This window comes from Taibaiella koreensis, from assembly GCF_003545715.1.
Taxonomy (GTDB): Bacteria; Bacteroidota; Bacteroidia; order Chitinophagales; family Chitinophagaceae; genus Taibaiella; species Taibaiella koreensis.
This window is the reverse complement of record NZ_QVNU01000001.1, coordinates 299,157-313,886: the sequence shown is the minus strand read 5'-3', so window position 1 is coordinate 313,886 and position 14,730 is coordinate 299,157. Positions and strand designations below refer to the sequence as shown.

Below are 14,730 nucleotides of genomic sequence, written 5' to 3'. Positions count from 1 at the left end.
ACCGTTACATAATTTATCGTATAAATCCCCCTTTAACTCCCCCTTGTGGTGAACCAGCGAAATTATCCGGGTCTCAAAACATTGAATATAACTATTTACTATTTCAAAAAAGGCATTTTGACCACAACCGCTTTTAAAGCCTTGTCCCTTACCGATACCCATATTTCGGAGGCTTCGCCGGCAAATGACTTCTCCACATAAGCGATCGCGATAGCCTTACCCAGGCTGGGCGACTGCGTACCGGAAGTCACATAGCCGATCTCGCGGCCTTCTGCATCCAGTATCTTATAGCCGTGGCGGGGAATCCCTTTATCCTGCATTTCAATACCCACCAACTTACGCTGTATCCCGTCTGCCTTTTGCTTTTCCAGGATGTCTTTTGCCGTAAAGTCCTTGGTAAACTTAGTGATCCAGCCCAGACCTGCTTCCAGCGGCGACGTAGTGTCGTCGATATCGTTACCATAGAGGCAGAAACCCTTTTCCAGGCGCAGGGTATCCCTGGCGCCAAGGCCTATTGGCTTCAGTCCTTTGGGCGCGCCGATGCGGAAGATCTCGTCCCATATTTTCTGTGCGTTATCATCCTTATCTTCAAAATATATCTCGATGCCGCCGCTTCCGGTGTAGCCGGTAGCGCTGATGATCACATTATCCACACCGGCAAAGGTGCCTTTAGCAAAGGTGTAATATTTAAGGTTAACCAGGTCTACACTGGTCAGCTCCTGCATGTATTCCACTGCTTTGGGGCCCTGGATAGCGAGCAGCGCCGTCTTGTCCGAAATATCATGCATCTCTACACCCTCTGTATTCTTGCTGCTGATCCAGTTCCAGTCTTTCTCAACATTGGAAGCATTGACCACCAGCATATAGCTTGCATTTTCTTCGAGGCAATACACGATCAGGTCGTCCACGATGCCGCCCTCTTCATTGGGCAGGCAGGAGTATTGCGCTTTCCCGGCCGTAAGCTTGGAAGCATCGTTGCTGGTCACCCGCTGGATAAGGTCGAGGGCTCCGGCACCTTTCAGAATGAACTCTCCCATATGGCTCACATCAAACACGCCTGCATTGCTGCGCACCGTAGCATGTTCGTCGTTGATGCCTGTATAAGAAATTGGCATATTGTAGCCGGCAAACTCGGCCATTTTTGCGCCCAGCGCAATGTGTTGTTGTGTAAATGGTGTATTTTTCATTACGATTCTTTTCAGATATCCGCAGTGGCTGCGGAAAAGCGCTCAAAAATAGGATTAAGTGAGCATATAACGGGCGCTGTTAAAAAAATCCACAATAACTTTTTGTTCAAATTCGTTTATTTGCAGAGCTTTATTTTTGTCTGTAACCCATTATCCGGCACTCTTGCGGCGCCGGCGTAGCTTGACACCGATATGTTCCGTTTTCAGCACTTAGAAGCCTTGTGGGCCCTTTTACTGATCCCCCTGGCCGTCATTCTTTACATTGTTTACCTGCAGTGGCGCAACAGCCGCCTGCGTAAGCTGGGCGACCCGGCCCTCATCCGCAACCTGCTGGCAGGAAGGATCAACGGCCGCAGCACCACCAAATTTGTATTGGTAACGGCCGCCCTGGGACTGGCTATTGTAGGCCTGGCCAACCTCCAGCGCGGTGCGCAAACAGAGAAGGCACAACGCAAAGGCGTCGACGTGTTCTTTGCGCTCGATGTAAGCCGTTCCATGCTGGCCAAAGACGTTCAGCCCGACAGGCTTACCCGCGCCAAGCAGCTGATCTCCCGTATGATGGACAAAATGACCAACGACCGCGTAGGCCTGGTTGTATTTGCAGGCAAATCGTATCTGCAGGTACCACTTACCATCGATTACAGCGCGGCTAAAATGCTGCTCGAAACCGTAAACCCCGATATGGTCCCTACACAAGGTACTGTGCTATCTGAGGCCATACAGCTGGCAGACGAGTCTTTCAGTCAAAAAGAAAAAAAATACAAGACCATTGTCCTGATCTCCGATGGAGAAGACCATGATGAGAAAGCCCTTGATGCGGCAAAAAAGGCAGCCGAGCAAGGCGCCGTAATCCACGCCATCGGCATAGGATCGCCGCAGGGCGCACCCATTATCGACCAGGCCACGGGACAGCAAAAGCTGGACGAGAACGGGCAACCGGTAATCACTAAACTGAACGAAGAAGAATTAAAATCGCTGGCGAGGGCAACAGGTGGCTCCTATACCCTGCTCAGCAATACCAATAAGGCAGCCGATGAGTTGGTAGATCTCATCGATGAGATGGAAGGCAAGAACTACGGCAGCGTGCTGTTTACCGATTACTACAGCTATTTCCAGTATTTCATCGGAGCGGCCCTGCTGCTGCTGATCGCCGAATGGCTGCTACCTGCCGCCGGCGCACTAAGAAAACAATTTGAGACAAGAAAAGCATGAGGAAATTATTGATCATTTTATTGCTTGCAGCCGGATCCGGCGCGGCGGCCCAGGCGCCTGTAAAGAAACAGAACGTACGGCCCGAGCTGCGCAAGGGCAATCAGCTGTATAGTGAGCAGAAATACAAGGAAGCGCAGAATGCCTACCTGTCGGCCCTGCAAAAAGACCCTTCATCCTATACCGGCATGTTCAACATGGGCGATGCCCTATACAAGACGAAGCAATTTGAGAACGCCCGCCAGGCCATGAGCGCCAGCGCCAAAGCGACTACCGATAAAAAAGAGCAGGCAAGGGCTTATCACAATGTAGGCAACACTTTTATGGAAGAAAAGAAATGGGAAGAAGCGGTCAATGCCTATAAGCAATCGCTGCGCCTCGACCCTACCGACGCCGACACCAAGTACAACCTGGCTTATGCCAATGCCATGCTGAAAAAGAACGGCGGCGGCAAAGACAACAAGGACAACAAAGATAAAAACAAGGATAATAAAGACAACAAAGACAAAAACAAGGACAATAAAGACAACAAGGATAATAAGGACAACAAAGACCAGAATAAAGACAAACAGGACCAGGATCAGAAAAACCAGGATAAAAAAGGCCAGGATAAAAAAGACGGCGACAAGCAGGATAAGCAAGACCAGGGCGACAAAGACAAGCAAGAACAGCAACGTCCGCAGGGACAGCCCAGCAAGCTAAGCCAGCAGCAGGCCGAAAACCTGCTGAATGCTTTACGGCAGGAGGAGAAAAAGCTGCAGGATAAGAAAGAGAAGGGCAAAGGCGTTCCGGTCAAGCTGGATAAAGACTGGTAAATTGTTCTTAAGCCGATATTTGAAAGCCGTCCCCTCATTACCGGGACGGCTTTTTCCGTAGGGGATTGAGCACTATCCGATCGTTAATGTAAGCCGGTCGTTATTGACGGGTGTTTAGCAAAGACCGACCCTGCTCCCGGGAAACGGATCATTGTCTTTTACAGGGAAACCAAAAACTTCCTTATGAAAAGATCCTTACTACCATGCCTTCTGCTGATGGTCTGCCTTAACGGACCAGCTCCCATCCTGAGCGCACAGCACGCTACTTTTGTCACAGCATCAGGCTTGCGCGAACCGCCGGAAGCCGTCGACCGTAACCTGCTTTATACGTCCCTCGACAGTTTTCTCCTGCAGAAGGAGCAAGACAATACCCGTAATGCCTTCGTATGGCAGCCCGAGCTCCCGGCTACGGCGCTACTGCTGGACGAAATGAAAGGCATGGAATACAACGACAGTGGCCAACAGGTCAGTAAGGCACAACTGATTAACGTAACCGCATTGGCTGACAGCAGCTACCTGCTGCAACTTGCCTATGAAGCAGCGCCAGGCGGTGCGCCTGTGTACAAGGCTATGTTCCGGCTGATGGCGCAGAAACAGGGAGACCGGTACCGGTTCTATACTCCCTTGAAACGCAATACCAGGAGCTGGTCCCGGTACCCGGAAGGCAATGTCACTTTTTATTATAAGGATACGCTCAACAGGTTAAAAGCCCTTGACTACAGCCACTACAACGGGCGCTACCTCGAAAAGCTGGGCATGCCCGGACAGCAGACCATATTGTATTGCTGCGACGATTTCCAGGAAGCGCTGCAGCTCTGTGGCGTCGACTACAAGGCTGCATACAACGGCTATCGCAGGAATACCTTAACCACCTTCGACAACCGGCAAAGCCTTATCGTCAGCGGCACGTTGAGCAATGACTTCAAGGCATTCGATCCGCATGATATGTGGCACGACAAGCTGCGTACCGTATTGCCGGCAGCAAAGATCAACCGGCCTGTCGACGAAGGTTGTGCTTACCTGTACGGCGGCAGCTGGGGATTGGGCTGGGATAGCATAAAAATCCTGTTCAGGACCTATGTGCAAAAACATCCCGGGGCCGACTGGCTTCACTTATGCCTGGAGGGTGCTGATTTTCGCAGCGGCAACGAACCTCTGAAAATAGCTTATTTCATCAATGCACTGATCGTGCAGCAGCTGGAAGCAGAGAAGGGATTTCCAGCCGTAATGCAGCTACTGTCCTGTGGTAAAAAGGAACAGGGCGACAACAATTACTTCGCCGCGCTCGAACGGCTAAATGGGATCAATAAAGCCAATTTCAATACGCGCGTGCAAGGGCTTATCGACCGGTTGTAAATAGGCTACTGCCCAGGATGAGCAAGGAAGGCGGTGACCACAAATGAACAGGGAGCGGTCCGCCGGACCGCTCCCTGTAATTATTCCCGGCATGGCAATGCTTAAGCCGGCACCATTTCATGATGGAACGCAACTGTACCGGTAGCAATGTCATACATCGCGGGCACGATACGTATCTTGCCGCTTTCAACATGCTCCCTGATGATCTCGCTTTGTGTCAGTATTTGCTGCACGGAATGGTGCACATTCAATAGCGCGACCTTATTCACAAAGGGTTTGTTCCTGCTGCTACGGTCTTCCGATTCTGTTGTCTCCAGCGGCAGACAAGCCTTTACCTCATCCAGCAGACCAGAAAGATTGCCCAGCTTGACATCATCGCAAGCCCCGGCCACGGCACCGCAACCGGTATGGCCCATAACCATGATCAATTTGGAGCCGGCCACGGCTACGGCATATTCCAGGGAGCCGAGCACATAAGGCGACACTACATTACCTGCGATGCGGATATTGAATATATCGCCGATGCCCTGATCAAAGATGAGCTCGGCCGGGGCGCGTGAATCCATGCAGCTAAGGATCGCCGCAAAGGGCTTTTGCCCGTCCTTTGTTTCCGCTACTTTTTGCAGCAGGTCGCGATTAGCGCTCATACCGTTGATAAAGCGTTCGTTGCCGCTTTGCAGCAGCTGCAAAGCCAGGTCAGGTGTCATATTTTTGGAATCATTCTGATAAATAGCCATGTAATATTTGTTTTTAAAAATTTTAGTAATGCTTAACGTGCACGAAAGCCCGCGCAGTTATGTCTGGAAAGGATCGGCAGTCCCTGATCTCAGGAAGAAGAGGTCAGTTGCTTCAGCAATTTCTTGTACCGGCCGGCAGTACGCTTAATCGGCGTCTGGCCATAGATCGTCTCCCGATCATCTTGCAGCGGGACATCATCTTCCTCGCCTGCCAGCTTATAGCTGTTCTTAAAGCCAACCAGCGACATCTTGATATCCTTGTCTGGCGCCTTGGTGATCTGGAATTCCCGGATCAACTCGAGCACATCATAATCGATGTATTCGGTACCGGATGCATCCAGGATGATGGTGCTGTTATCGGGTATGCTCTCCAGCGTTTTCTTAATACTGGCTTTGTTCAAAAAAGACACTTCCTGGGCCAGATCAAGGCGCACCACTTCTCCGGATTCATATACGGTACGATGGTAGAAGAAGGGAATACGCAGGTTGTTGCGCAGTATGTAGAAGATACTAATGATCATACCGATGCCTACCCCTTTCAACAGGCCCAGGAAGGGCAATGCCACGCATACCGCAGTCACCACGAAAGGTATAAACTGCGACAGGCCGGCATGCCACATGTGCTTGAACACCGCGGGGCGGCACAGCCGGTAGCCGGTAAAGATAAGGATCGCTGCCAGGGTCGCTTTAGGGATCATGTTGAGCACCATAGGAATGGCCGCTACACAAACCAGCAACAGCACGCCATGGGTAATGGTCGACAGCTTGGACCGTGCGCCGGCATTGATATTGGCCGAAGACCGTACAATCACTGAGGTTATGGGCAAGCCTCCGATAAAGCCGCTCAGCAGGTTGCCGATACCCTGTGCCTTGAGCTCCGCATCGCCCGAGGTATAACGTTTCATGGGGTCCAGCTTATCGGTAGCTTCGATACACAGCAGGGTTTCGATAGAGGCGACGATCGCGATGGTAGCGCCTATCTGCCACACCAGCGGATTGGCAAAACCGCTGAAATTTGGCATCCGGAACTGGTTGAAAAAGTCACCGGCGCTCTGGGGCACCGGCAGGCTTACCAGGTGCGCGCCGCTTACATAAAGGGCAGGCGCTACATGCCTGAATACCTCGTTCAGCAACGTACCGAGTATCACCACAAGCAGGCCGGCCGGTATCATTTTGAAACGACTCATAGCTTTGGTCGTCCACAAAATCAGAATCCCGATACCGACCAATGCGATGATCACGGCGCCAGGCTCGATATGGTCCAGCAACCCGCGAATGGGATCCAGGGCCACCCCGGCCTCGCCATCTTCAATACCCGCATCGTGGGCTGCTGCTTTTACGTAACCAAAAGCGTCGGGCAATTGCTTGAAAATAATAGTAAGACCGATACCCGCCAGCATGCCTTCGATCACGCTGGTGGGGAAATAATTGGCAATGCTGCCTGCACGCACAAAGCCGAGGATCAGCTGAATGAAGCCCGCTATCATCACAGCGCAAAGGAACAGACTGAAGCCTGCTGCTGCGTCGGGTTTACCATTCACTACGGGACTAAGCGAAGCCAGCGCGCCGATAACGATCGCTACCAGGCCGGCAGCGGGGCCGCTGACACTAAGGCTGGACTTACTAAAAAAGCCGATCACGATACCACCGATCACACCGGCAACAATACCTGAAAATAATGGCGCATTTGATGCCTGGGCAATACCAAGGCAGAGTGGCAGGGCTATAAGGAATACGATAAGGCCTGCCGTCAGGTCATTTTTCGCATTCGCGAAAAAAGATTTTTCCGTTGACATAACATGGGTGTTAAGCAATAAATAATAGGATACACACCAGCTACCAGGCACAGCGATATGAACAGCCGAGCCGGAAACTGAGAACAACTAAGATTTATGCTGCATTGGGAGGCTGCAAAGGCACTTCCAGGTGAGGGCACTTGATCAGTGTCTCGTCGCGGAACGCATGCTTAAAGCAGGTTTGGGTTTCCTGTTCGGCAGTAGGAGGGGTAATAAAATGGAGATACCAGAACTTGTCGTGGTTATCGTTCGTCATCTTCTTGCCACATGGGCCATGCTCATGGACCTCTTCTGTCATCTGACTATTCCAAAGCATTTTCCCAATCGCTCTCAGGGGGAGAAGCTGAATGGTAAAAATAGTAAGGAATAATATGGCCAGGGCCTTTCTCATGAGTAAGGCAAAGATAGGGCAAATGAGGTTTACAAACCGGCAACCAAGGGTTAAAAATAACAGGAATTTTAAATCAGAAACACCAATGAAGGCATTGACAATCATTATATACTAGCTAACAATAAGGAGCTGCCCACAACCGGGACAGCTCCTTAAACAGCTTATCATAAGGCAGGCTGCTATTTCACCTTCACCCTGATCCCCTCGCTATGGCTGCTGAATTCAGGTGCATACATGCATTGGATGGTCGTGATGCCATTGCTGAAATCGCCTTTAGCCGATACGAATACCGGGTATTCGAACACATAGGTGCCCTTGCGCAGGTAGTCGAAGAAAAAGTTGGTGGATACATCCCTGGTGCTTTCGTAATAGCCAAGACCGCCCTGGTATTTATAGCCGCTCAGCACGTTGACCGGTTCCATACAGGCCGCACGCATGTCTTTCATGTGCACATACTCCATATCACGATCGGCACGCAATTCGATCCTTACCTTCACCTTATCGCCTACCTGTAGCTCATTGCCTTCTTTTATCTCTGTCAGCACGGGGCCGCGGTCGGTATTCCGTTCGACGAATAATTGCTTTTTGATGCTGAGGGGTGTAGCGGCGCCGGTGATCTTATCCAGATCTTCAAAATATTGCCAGTATACGGCGCCCCAGCTTACGCCGGTATTGCTGCCTTGCTGGTTGTCTACTTTTACTTTTATCGTGCCCATATCGTTCTTTACATCCAGCCCGGGATACCGCTTCTTGAAGTAGCCGGTGCCCGCTTCTGTTTTTATCTCTGTAGAGCGGATGGTTTCCTGCCCCAGTTTGATGGTCACTACCGGCTCGGCGGTAAGCCAGTCGCTGCCTTTCAGCAACAAGGCATAGCAGGCATCGGCAGTGGCCTTGGTCGTCTTCCAGTTCTGCGTTTGCTTCTGCTTCAGCAGCCATACCTTCATAGCATCGACGGCTACATCGTCCTTACTTACCTCTGCAAAGGCCTCAATAAGGAGCGACTGCCCTTCTACCGGCGCTTCGTACCACCAGTAACCCGCCGGCATAGCGCTCCAGTACATGCCCATCTCTTCCTTATTGGTCGCGGTCTCTTTAAGAGAAGCCATTACCTGTCCTGCCGCCTGCGGCTCACCAAAGCGGGATAAAGCCAGGGCGATCTGTCCTTTCAGGTAAGGATTGAAACGGCTCCAGTATTGTGCCGCCTGCTTACGATAGTAATCAAAAGCCTTCTGCGATGCAGCCGGTATTTTTGTGCTGCTGTAGAAGCTACGCATATACAGGTATTGCACCTGTGTGTAGCCGATCTGCTGCTCTGTAAGCTTGGCTTTGCTTTTTACCAGCGCATCATAGTCTTCCTTAAGCTTGCGATCCAGGTACGGCAGGGCTGTCGCTGTGATGGTGGCGGCATCGTCGCCCGATGCAGTACCTACCCCCAGGTGTTTCAGCCTGGCCAGGCCGGTAACGATGTACTGCGTAATATAGCGATCGCTTTGCATGCCTTTGAACCAGGGGAAACCGCCCTCGCCCTGCTGCATCTGCTTTAATTTTGCCAGGTTGCGCTTCAGCTCCTTTGCCAGCTGATGCGTCTGGAACAGCATGGCGATGCGGTGCTTCTGCTCATTTTCATCTTTAGCCTCCATCACCCATGGCGTTTCTTCCAGCAGGGCCGATTTCAATTCTTCATTTTTTTGCAGGTTAGACAGCAATGCTGCCGTATCTGTTGTTTTCCAGCTATCGAATATCTGCGCGACTTTAGGCGACTGGCTAACGATATGGCCGGCCAGGGCGTTGGCATAGTAGCGGTTGAAGGTTTGCTCGGCGCATTCATAAGGATACTCCATCAGATAAGGCAATGCCTGCACGGCATACCAGGCGGGATTGCCGGTAAATTCAACGGTTAGTGCATGGTTGGCCAGCGTATTGCTGTTCTGGTGTAGCAGCTTGTCGAGGGTAAAGGTCTTTTCCTGGTTGCCCCGTACAGGCAAAGGCAGGGTTTCGGTAACCAGCGTGCGGTTGGTAATGACCGGCAGTGTGTTCTCCTCACCATCGGTGAAATTGCCGGCTTTGGCCGTAATGCGCAGCACCACGGGTGTGTAGCGGCTCTCGGGTATATGTACCGTCCAGTTAGCCGTTGTACTTTGCCCTTTGGCCGCAGAGAAGGCCTGCTTGCTTTCTTTCAGGCGGAAAGGCAGATCAAGCGGCTGCAAAGTAGCGGCATCCAGTATTTCCAGACGAGCTTCTCCGTTCAGCATATCTCCACTCAGATTACTGATCTTGGTGCTGATAACGATATCATCATTCTGACGCAGGAAACGGGGCAAGTTGGGCATTACCATCAGGTCTTTCTGGGTCTTCACTTTACCTTCCAGGTAGCCGGTCTGCCATTCTTTGGTATGCGCCAGGGCCATTAGCTTCCATTCGGCGAGTGCTTCAGGCAGCGTAAACTTGATCTTTACATTGCCTTCCGCATCTGTGGCCAGCTGCGGGAAAAAGAAGGCTGTCTCCTGCAGGTTTTTACGAACAGGTACCGGAGCATCAGCAGGTCCCTTAGGTGCTTTTGGTGCTATAGAATCGGCACTAGCGCTTTCTTCTTTTTCCCTGCGGGGCGCTTCTTTTGCTTTGCGTTCGTCTGCCGCTCCGGCTACCATTTCGGCAACAGGCGCAGCCGGCGCCGCTGCATCTTCCAGCGTCAGGTTCCGGCTCAATGCCCTGCTTTGATAGGCATAGACACTACCATAACCAGCAGTCCGTATAGCATCGCCAAATATCTCATCATACCTTTTTTCATAAGAGCGGTAGGTATCATCGCTCAGGTACCGCAGCTGGCGGGAGCCTTCTATTCCGAAACCGTACTGGCTTTCCCAGCTATCGGCCAGGTACGCATAAGGAAAAATGCCACCCCGCTCCCAGCCATGCGGCCGGAAAGCGTCCAGCGATGCATCGTACAGGCCGGCGACCATTTCCGCCGCCACCTTTTCTTTGCCCGGCCCTTTTACCGTAAGCGACCATTCTTCGGCAGCGCCCGGCAGCAGCTTGTCCCGGTGGGTAGCCCATTCCAGCTGCAGCTCTTTATTGCTCCAGGGAATGCCGATCGTTTCTTCGGCGGTATACACGCGGTTGTTGTATACATAGATCCAGGCCAGGGCCAGGCCGCCACGATCGGCTTCTGTCAGCTTCAGTTTCCAGGGATTTTTTGCTGCATCCACGCTGAGCGTTGCGCCCGCACGCGCACCGATCACCAGGAGGTAAGGATTATCAACTGCGGTACCGTGCCATAGTTCCAGCTCGTCGCCAGGCTGATAGCTATCTTTAGCGGTATAAGTAATCAACGCCTGCTGCACCGGCTCTTTTTTGCCGGGCGCCCATACATGCGTATATTTCTTTTCTACGATCTCGTTGCCTTGCGCATCTTTCGTGCTGAGCTCGATCACATACCAGCCGTTCTGGTACCAGGTCTCTTCCGGCAGGGTCACATCGCCCTGTCCTGTGCTGGTAAAGGTTTGCTCATGCAATACCTTACCTTTTTCCCAATTAAGATAATTACTCTCTTCTTTGTATTCGTCTTGTGGAAAAGCAGCTCTGAATTCCGTTTCAGTCATCACAAACTGATCAGGCAACGCCCACAGGCGTTTACGGAAAAAGCCCGAAAATTTCAGCTGCGCCACAGACAACTTCACGGTTGCCGGCACAAATATGCCGTTCAGATTCTCCGTGCGCACTTTTATTTTCTTCAGATCGGACGGGCGACTCTCTTCTCCTAAGACTGCACTTAACTGCAGGGAACGGTATCCCGCGCTGACGCCTGTGTTACCACTTCTCGTCTCTCCATTCACATCGGTCACATCGGCATACACTTTATAGGTGAATACCGGGAGCGATTGCGGATCGACCATTTTATCCGGGATAGTAGTAAACGATAATTCGAAGGCGCCATCGGCGTTGGTAGTTGCTGTGCCATTGGCAATCTCCATTTCAGGCGATGAGGGCCGCCCCCAGAGGTAGAAGCACCAATAATAGGGAAAGCGGGCTTCCCGCATCACACGGTATTTTACGGTCGCACCATCAATATTGTTGCCGGCATAAGCCCTGGCATAACCCTTCACCTGAACTTGCTGATTGAGTGCGTAATTTCCTTTGAGCGTGTCGAAATCGACATAAAACTTAGGACGTTTGTACTCCTCCACAGAGAAAGAAACGCTGCCATCGCCGTCGCCCAGGCGCATCTCGCCGGCGAGGCCGCCTTCCGGTGCGGTAAACTTGCCGGCAACCGATCCGAACTCGTTGCTGACCAGATCCAGCGATTGTACTGCCTGGCCATTGGCATCGTACAAGGTGACTTTTCTGCTGACCTTGCCGGCCACATCCGTCTTGCGGCCACCAGCGCTAACGTTCAGCACAATACCTTTGAAATAGATCGTTTGCCCCGGGCGATAGATCGACCGGTCGGTAAAGAAAAAGGACCTTTTGGCATCCGGGCTCCTGTTATAGTCGTCTGGCTTCCGGCCATCAAGATAACCGCCCAGCTGCAGCGAATCTTTTTCCTTCACCAGGGTAAAGGCCTGTATTGTATTTTCATAGTCACCATTGCCAACGGGTAGCGTTACGCTTCCATCGGCGGCGGCTGTGGCCGAACCCTGCGCACGCGACTCGTACCGGTTCGCCTTGTTGTTGTATCGCTGGCTCCAGAAGCGGACAACCGTGCCGGCAACCGGATAGCCTGTCTTCCGATGCAGCACATAACCTTTATCTGCCTTACGGACAAAACTGAGCGTCGAGACCTGGAAGGATGTAGCGGTGACGATATCGGCGCCCAAGCCTGCCCCGGAAGAGGCAACCAGCAAGTAAGCGCCTGCCGGGAGCGCCTCTATTTTGACTTCGGTGCTATGATCCTCCATATCGTCGGATCCGGGCAACGCCTGTTCCCATTTTTTCACAGGACTTAGCCCTGCGATCTGCTTCAGAAGCACCTCTTCCTGCTCGTAGTTTTGTATTTTTATATTATTCGGTACCCTAAACAGACTCAGGTACACCTTATTCCTGTTTTTGTACTGCACCAGGGCTTTCACCGGTTCTGAGGGCAGGTTCACATCTTCTATATTCACCGTGAGGCTGGATGCATCCAGGCTGCGGATAAGGTTCCAGGCATTAACAGCGCCTTCGGTACCGGGGTATTTTGCCACGATCTGCTCCAGGTCGGCTTTGATGCGCCGCAGATCGCGATCCGGCTTCCTGTTCTTCACTGGAGCAGGTTGTGTCCGCCCTTTAAAAGGTCTGGCAGGTTGCTGTCCCATCTGCTGTACAGCGATAAGGTAGGCTACCTGCGCAACAGCCGGCTGACCGTCATAACGTTGACGCAGGCGCTGCAGGGCCGCCAGGTAAAGGCTGTCTTTGTCAGGGCCGGCCGCATTGCTATATACAAAACGGAGCCGTTGCAGGTCGGCATCAATAAGGGCATCGGGCGCAGCATCTTTCAGATGAAAGGCGATCGCCTCCTGGTATAGCTTCAAAGCCTGGAAGTGCAGGGAGCTGGCATTTTTCACTTTTACCTTTACTTCACTGAACCGTGCCGCATCATCAAACCACAGGGGGCCTTCGATCTGGAACTGGTCGGCCGGGTTGATGACATCTTTTTCATCGTTCTCAAAAAAGGCTATGGCACGAAAAACAAGGAGGTCGTATAATGTAGGCCTTAGTTTCCGGGTGTTAACACCCTCTACCAACAGGGGAGCATATTTTTCGACAGGGATTCCCTGAAGCGCAGTTCTGTCCGCTATCGATTCCTGGTACAGACCCGATACTTTGCTGAAGAAAGCCGGAGCATCCCAGGTTGCGATATCGTCCGACTTCGTTTCGGCAAGTGCGGTACGCTGGTACAAACGCCAGCGATTGCGTTGAAAATAACGCCAGTACAGGGAAGCTGTAATGCTTTGCCAGACTGCCTTTTCGGGGCCCGATGCTGCCGCCAGACAGGCTTCTGCCTTTTTAATATTATCCATCTCGGCATTTTCATCCCTGTTGAGGCCGGCATTCATCAGAAATAGCTGCGCCTTGATCACATTGGGATGATCATTGCGGCTTCCGGCATCTTTAAGAATCTGATCAACCACTTTGACAGCGGATTCCGGCAGGCCTTTATCCATAAGGGAATCGGCCTTGCTCCATTCTTTCTGATAGGATTGTTTCATCGTACGGGATTGTGCAAACAATGCGGCAGGGATGCAGCAAAGGATAAGGAATACAATAGAAACACGTTGCAACATAGCATTGTAGGTTAGGTGAGTAATTGCAAATTAAAACAAAATAAGGATGCCGTTCCGGGAAGGAATGCACAAGGGCATGTTATATTTATTTATTTTTGATCGGGAAATGATGCCCGCCCGATCCAACCAACCCATACACTGCTGAAGCCGGAATTGCCTCCCTGCAAGCGCCGGATATCGTTGCTACTATCAATTATCGTATCCATGAAGCATTGGGTTAAAAAAGGTCTTGAGCGTCTGGGCGTGCTCTTTTTTCCGCAACTATGCGCATGCTGCAATGCAGAGCTCAATAGCGGAGAACAAGTATTATGTCTCTCGTGCGTACTGCAGCTACCACGCACTGCCTTTCATCACATCCCTGAAAACAGGGCTTTTCAAAACTTTACCGGCAGGGTACCCATTGAGCGGGCCACTTCTTTCGTCTATTTCACCAAGGAAGGTATGATGCAACATTTGCTGCATCAGCTTAAATACCGCAACCGGCCCGATATAGGCCGTTACATGGGAAAGCTAATGGTGGCTGACCTGGAAAAAGCCGGGTGGCTGGATACTATAGACGCTATTATTCCCGTTCCTTTACACCGATCGAAATTGTACCAGCGCGGCTATAACCAGGCAACCTGCTTTGCCGAGGGCATCGCTGCTGCTGCGGACTTACCGGTGTACGACAAACTGCTGCTGCGGAAGCAGGCGACAGCGACGCAAACGCGAAAAAGCCGTGCTGAGCGGATTGCCAATGTGCAGGAAGCATTCCTGCTGAAGCACCCCGAACAGTTGGCCGGGAAGCATGTCCTGCTGGTCGATGATGTACTGACTACCGGAGCTACACTCGAGGCCTGCGCGCTGGCACTGAAGAAAACCAGCGGGATACAGATAAGCGTAGCAACCCTGGCTTTGGCCATTGATTAGATAGACTGGCTTTGCGGCCTTTCCGGCCGGGGGTGTTCTATAGCGAAATCGTCTTATTGCTGCCCCTGTG

General features: G+C 51.8%; 9 protein-coding genes. 4 read left to right on the top strand and 5 right to left on the bottom strand.

What is annotated here, in order from left to right:
* Positions 1–98: 98 nt before the first annotated feature.
* Positions 99–1,187, bottom strand: coding sequence for a glycine cleavage system aminomethyltransferase GcvT (gene gcvT, locus DZK30_RS01350; RefSeq protein ID WP_118972287.1), 1,089 nt, complete (start codon positions 1,185–1,187; stop codon positions 99–101).
* 192 nt (positions 1,188–1,379) lie between these two features.
* Here gcvT and DZK30_RS01345 point away from each other — a divergent pair, with 192 nt between their 5' ends.
* The 3 genes from DZK30_RS01345 to DZK30_RS01335 all read left to right on the top strand — a co-directional run bounded on the left by DZK30_RS01345 (position 1,380) and on the right by DZK30_RS01335 (position 4,567).
* Complete coding sequence (locus DZK30_RS01345; protein WP_118972286.1) at positions 1,380–2,399, top strand: vWA domain-containing protein; 1,020 nt, start codon at positions 1,380–1,382, stop codon at positions 2,397–2,399.
* The gene (locus tag DZK30_RS01340) at positions 2,396–3,211 is read left to right on the top strand and encodes a tetratricopeptide repeat protein (protein WP_118972285.1); all 816 of its coding nucleotides are present in this window, start codon (positions 2,396–2,398) and stop codon (positions 3,209–3,211) included. Before DZK30_RS01345 ends, DZK30_RS01340 begins: the two co-directional genes overlap by 4 nt.
* A 183-nt stretch (positions 3,212–3,394) precedes the next feature.
* Positions 3,395–4,567 carry a hypothetical protein gene (locus DZK30_RS01335; RefSeq protein ID WP_162902744.1) on the top strand — a complete coding sequence of 391 codons (1,173 nt, stop codon included), beginning with the start codon at positions 3,395–3,397 and terminating at the stop codon, positions 4,565–4,567.
* Between the two features lie 101 nt (positions 4,568–4,668).
* On the opposite strand, the gene DZK30_RS01330 is transcribed toward DZK30_RS01335, so the two are convergent.
* The 4 genes from DZK30_RS01330 to DZK30_RS01315 all read right to left on the bottom strand — a co-directional run bounded on the left by DZK30_RS01330 (position 4,669) and on the right by DZK30_RS01315 (position 13,751).
* Positions 4,669–5,304, bottom strand: coding sequence for a carbonic anhydrase family protein (locus DZK30_RS01330; protein WP_118972283.1), 636 nt, complete (start codon positions 5,302–5,304; stop codon positions 4,669–4,671).
* An 89-nt stretch (positions 5,305–5,393) separates the two neighbouring features.
* Positions 5,394–7,100, bottom strand: coding sequence for a SulP family inorganic anion transporter (locus tag DZK30_RS01325; RefSeq protein ID WP_118972282.1), 1,707 nt, complete (start codon positions 7,098–7,100; stop codon positions 5,394–5,396).
* Positions 7,101–7,194: 94 nt separating this feature from the next.
* Complete coding sequence (locus tag DZK30_RS01320) at positions 7,195–7,491, bottom strand: hypothetical protein (RefSeq protein ID WP_162902743.1); 297 nt, start codon at positions 7,489–7,491, stop codon at positions 7,195–7,197.
* A 179-nt stretch (positions 7,492–7,670) separates the two neighbouring features.
* Positions 7,671–13,751, bottom strand: a complete 6,081-nt coding sequence (locus tag DZK30_RS01315; protein WP_118972280.1) for an alpha-2-macroglobulin family protein — start codon at positions 13,749–13,751, stop codon at positions 7,671–7,673.
* Between the two features lie 204 nt (positions 13,752–13,955).
* On the opposite strand from DZK30_RS01315, the gene DZK30_RS01310 reads away from it, so the two are divergent.
* Positions 13,956–14,660: a ComF family protein gene (locus tag DZK30_RS01310; protein WP_118972279.1), complete on the top strand. Its 705-nt coding sequence runs from the start codon at positions 13,956–13,958 to the stop codon at positions 14,658–14,660.
* Positions 14,661–14,730 lie beyond the last annotated feature (70 nt).

Excerpts from the sequence above, each read along its gene's own strand:
- DZK30_RS01330 (WP_118972283.1), bottom strand. The coding sequence starts at position 5,304 with ATGGCTATTTATCAGAATGATTCCAAAAATATGACACCTGACCTGGCT.
- DZK30_RS01335 (WP_162902744.1), top strand. The coding sequence starts at position 3,395 with ATGAAAAGATCCTTACTACCATGCCTTCTGCTGATGGTCTGCCTTAAC.
- DZK30_RS01345 (WP_118972286.1), top strand. The coding sequence starts at position 1,380 with ATGTTCCGTTTTCAGCACTTAGAAGCCTTGTGGGCCCTTTTACTGATC.
- DZK30_RS01315 (WP_118972280.1), bottom strand. The coding sequence starts at position 13,751 with ATGTTGCAACGTGTTTCTATTGTATTCCTTATCCTTTGCTGCATCCCT.
- DZK30_RS01340 (WP_118972285.1), top strand. The coding sequence starts at position 2,396 with ATGAGGAAATTATTGATCATTTTATTGCTTGCAGCCGGATCCGGCGCG.
- DZK30_RS01325 (WP_118972282.1), bottom strand. The coding sequence starts at position 7,100 with ATGTCAACGGAAAAATCTTTTTTCGCGAATGCGAAAAATGACCTGACG.
- gcvT (WP_118972287.1), bottom strand. The coding sequence starts at position 1,187 with ATGAAAAATACACCATTTACACAACAACACATTGCGCTGGGCGCAAAA.
- DZK30_RS01320 (WP_162902743.1), bottom strand. The coding sequence starts at position 7,491 with ATGAGAAAGGCCCTGGCCATATTATTCCTTACTATTTTTACCATTCAG.
- DZK30_RS01310 (WP_118972279.1), top strand. The coding sequence starts at position 13,956 with ATGAAGCATTGGGTTAAAAAAGGTCTTGAGCGTCTGGGCGTGCTCTTT.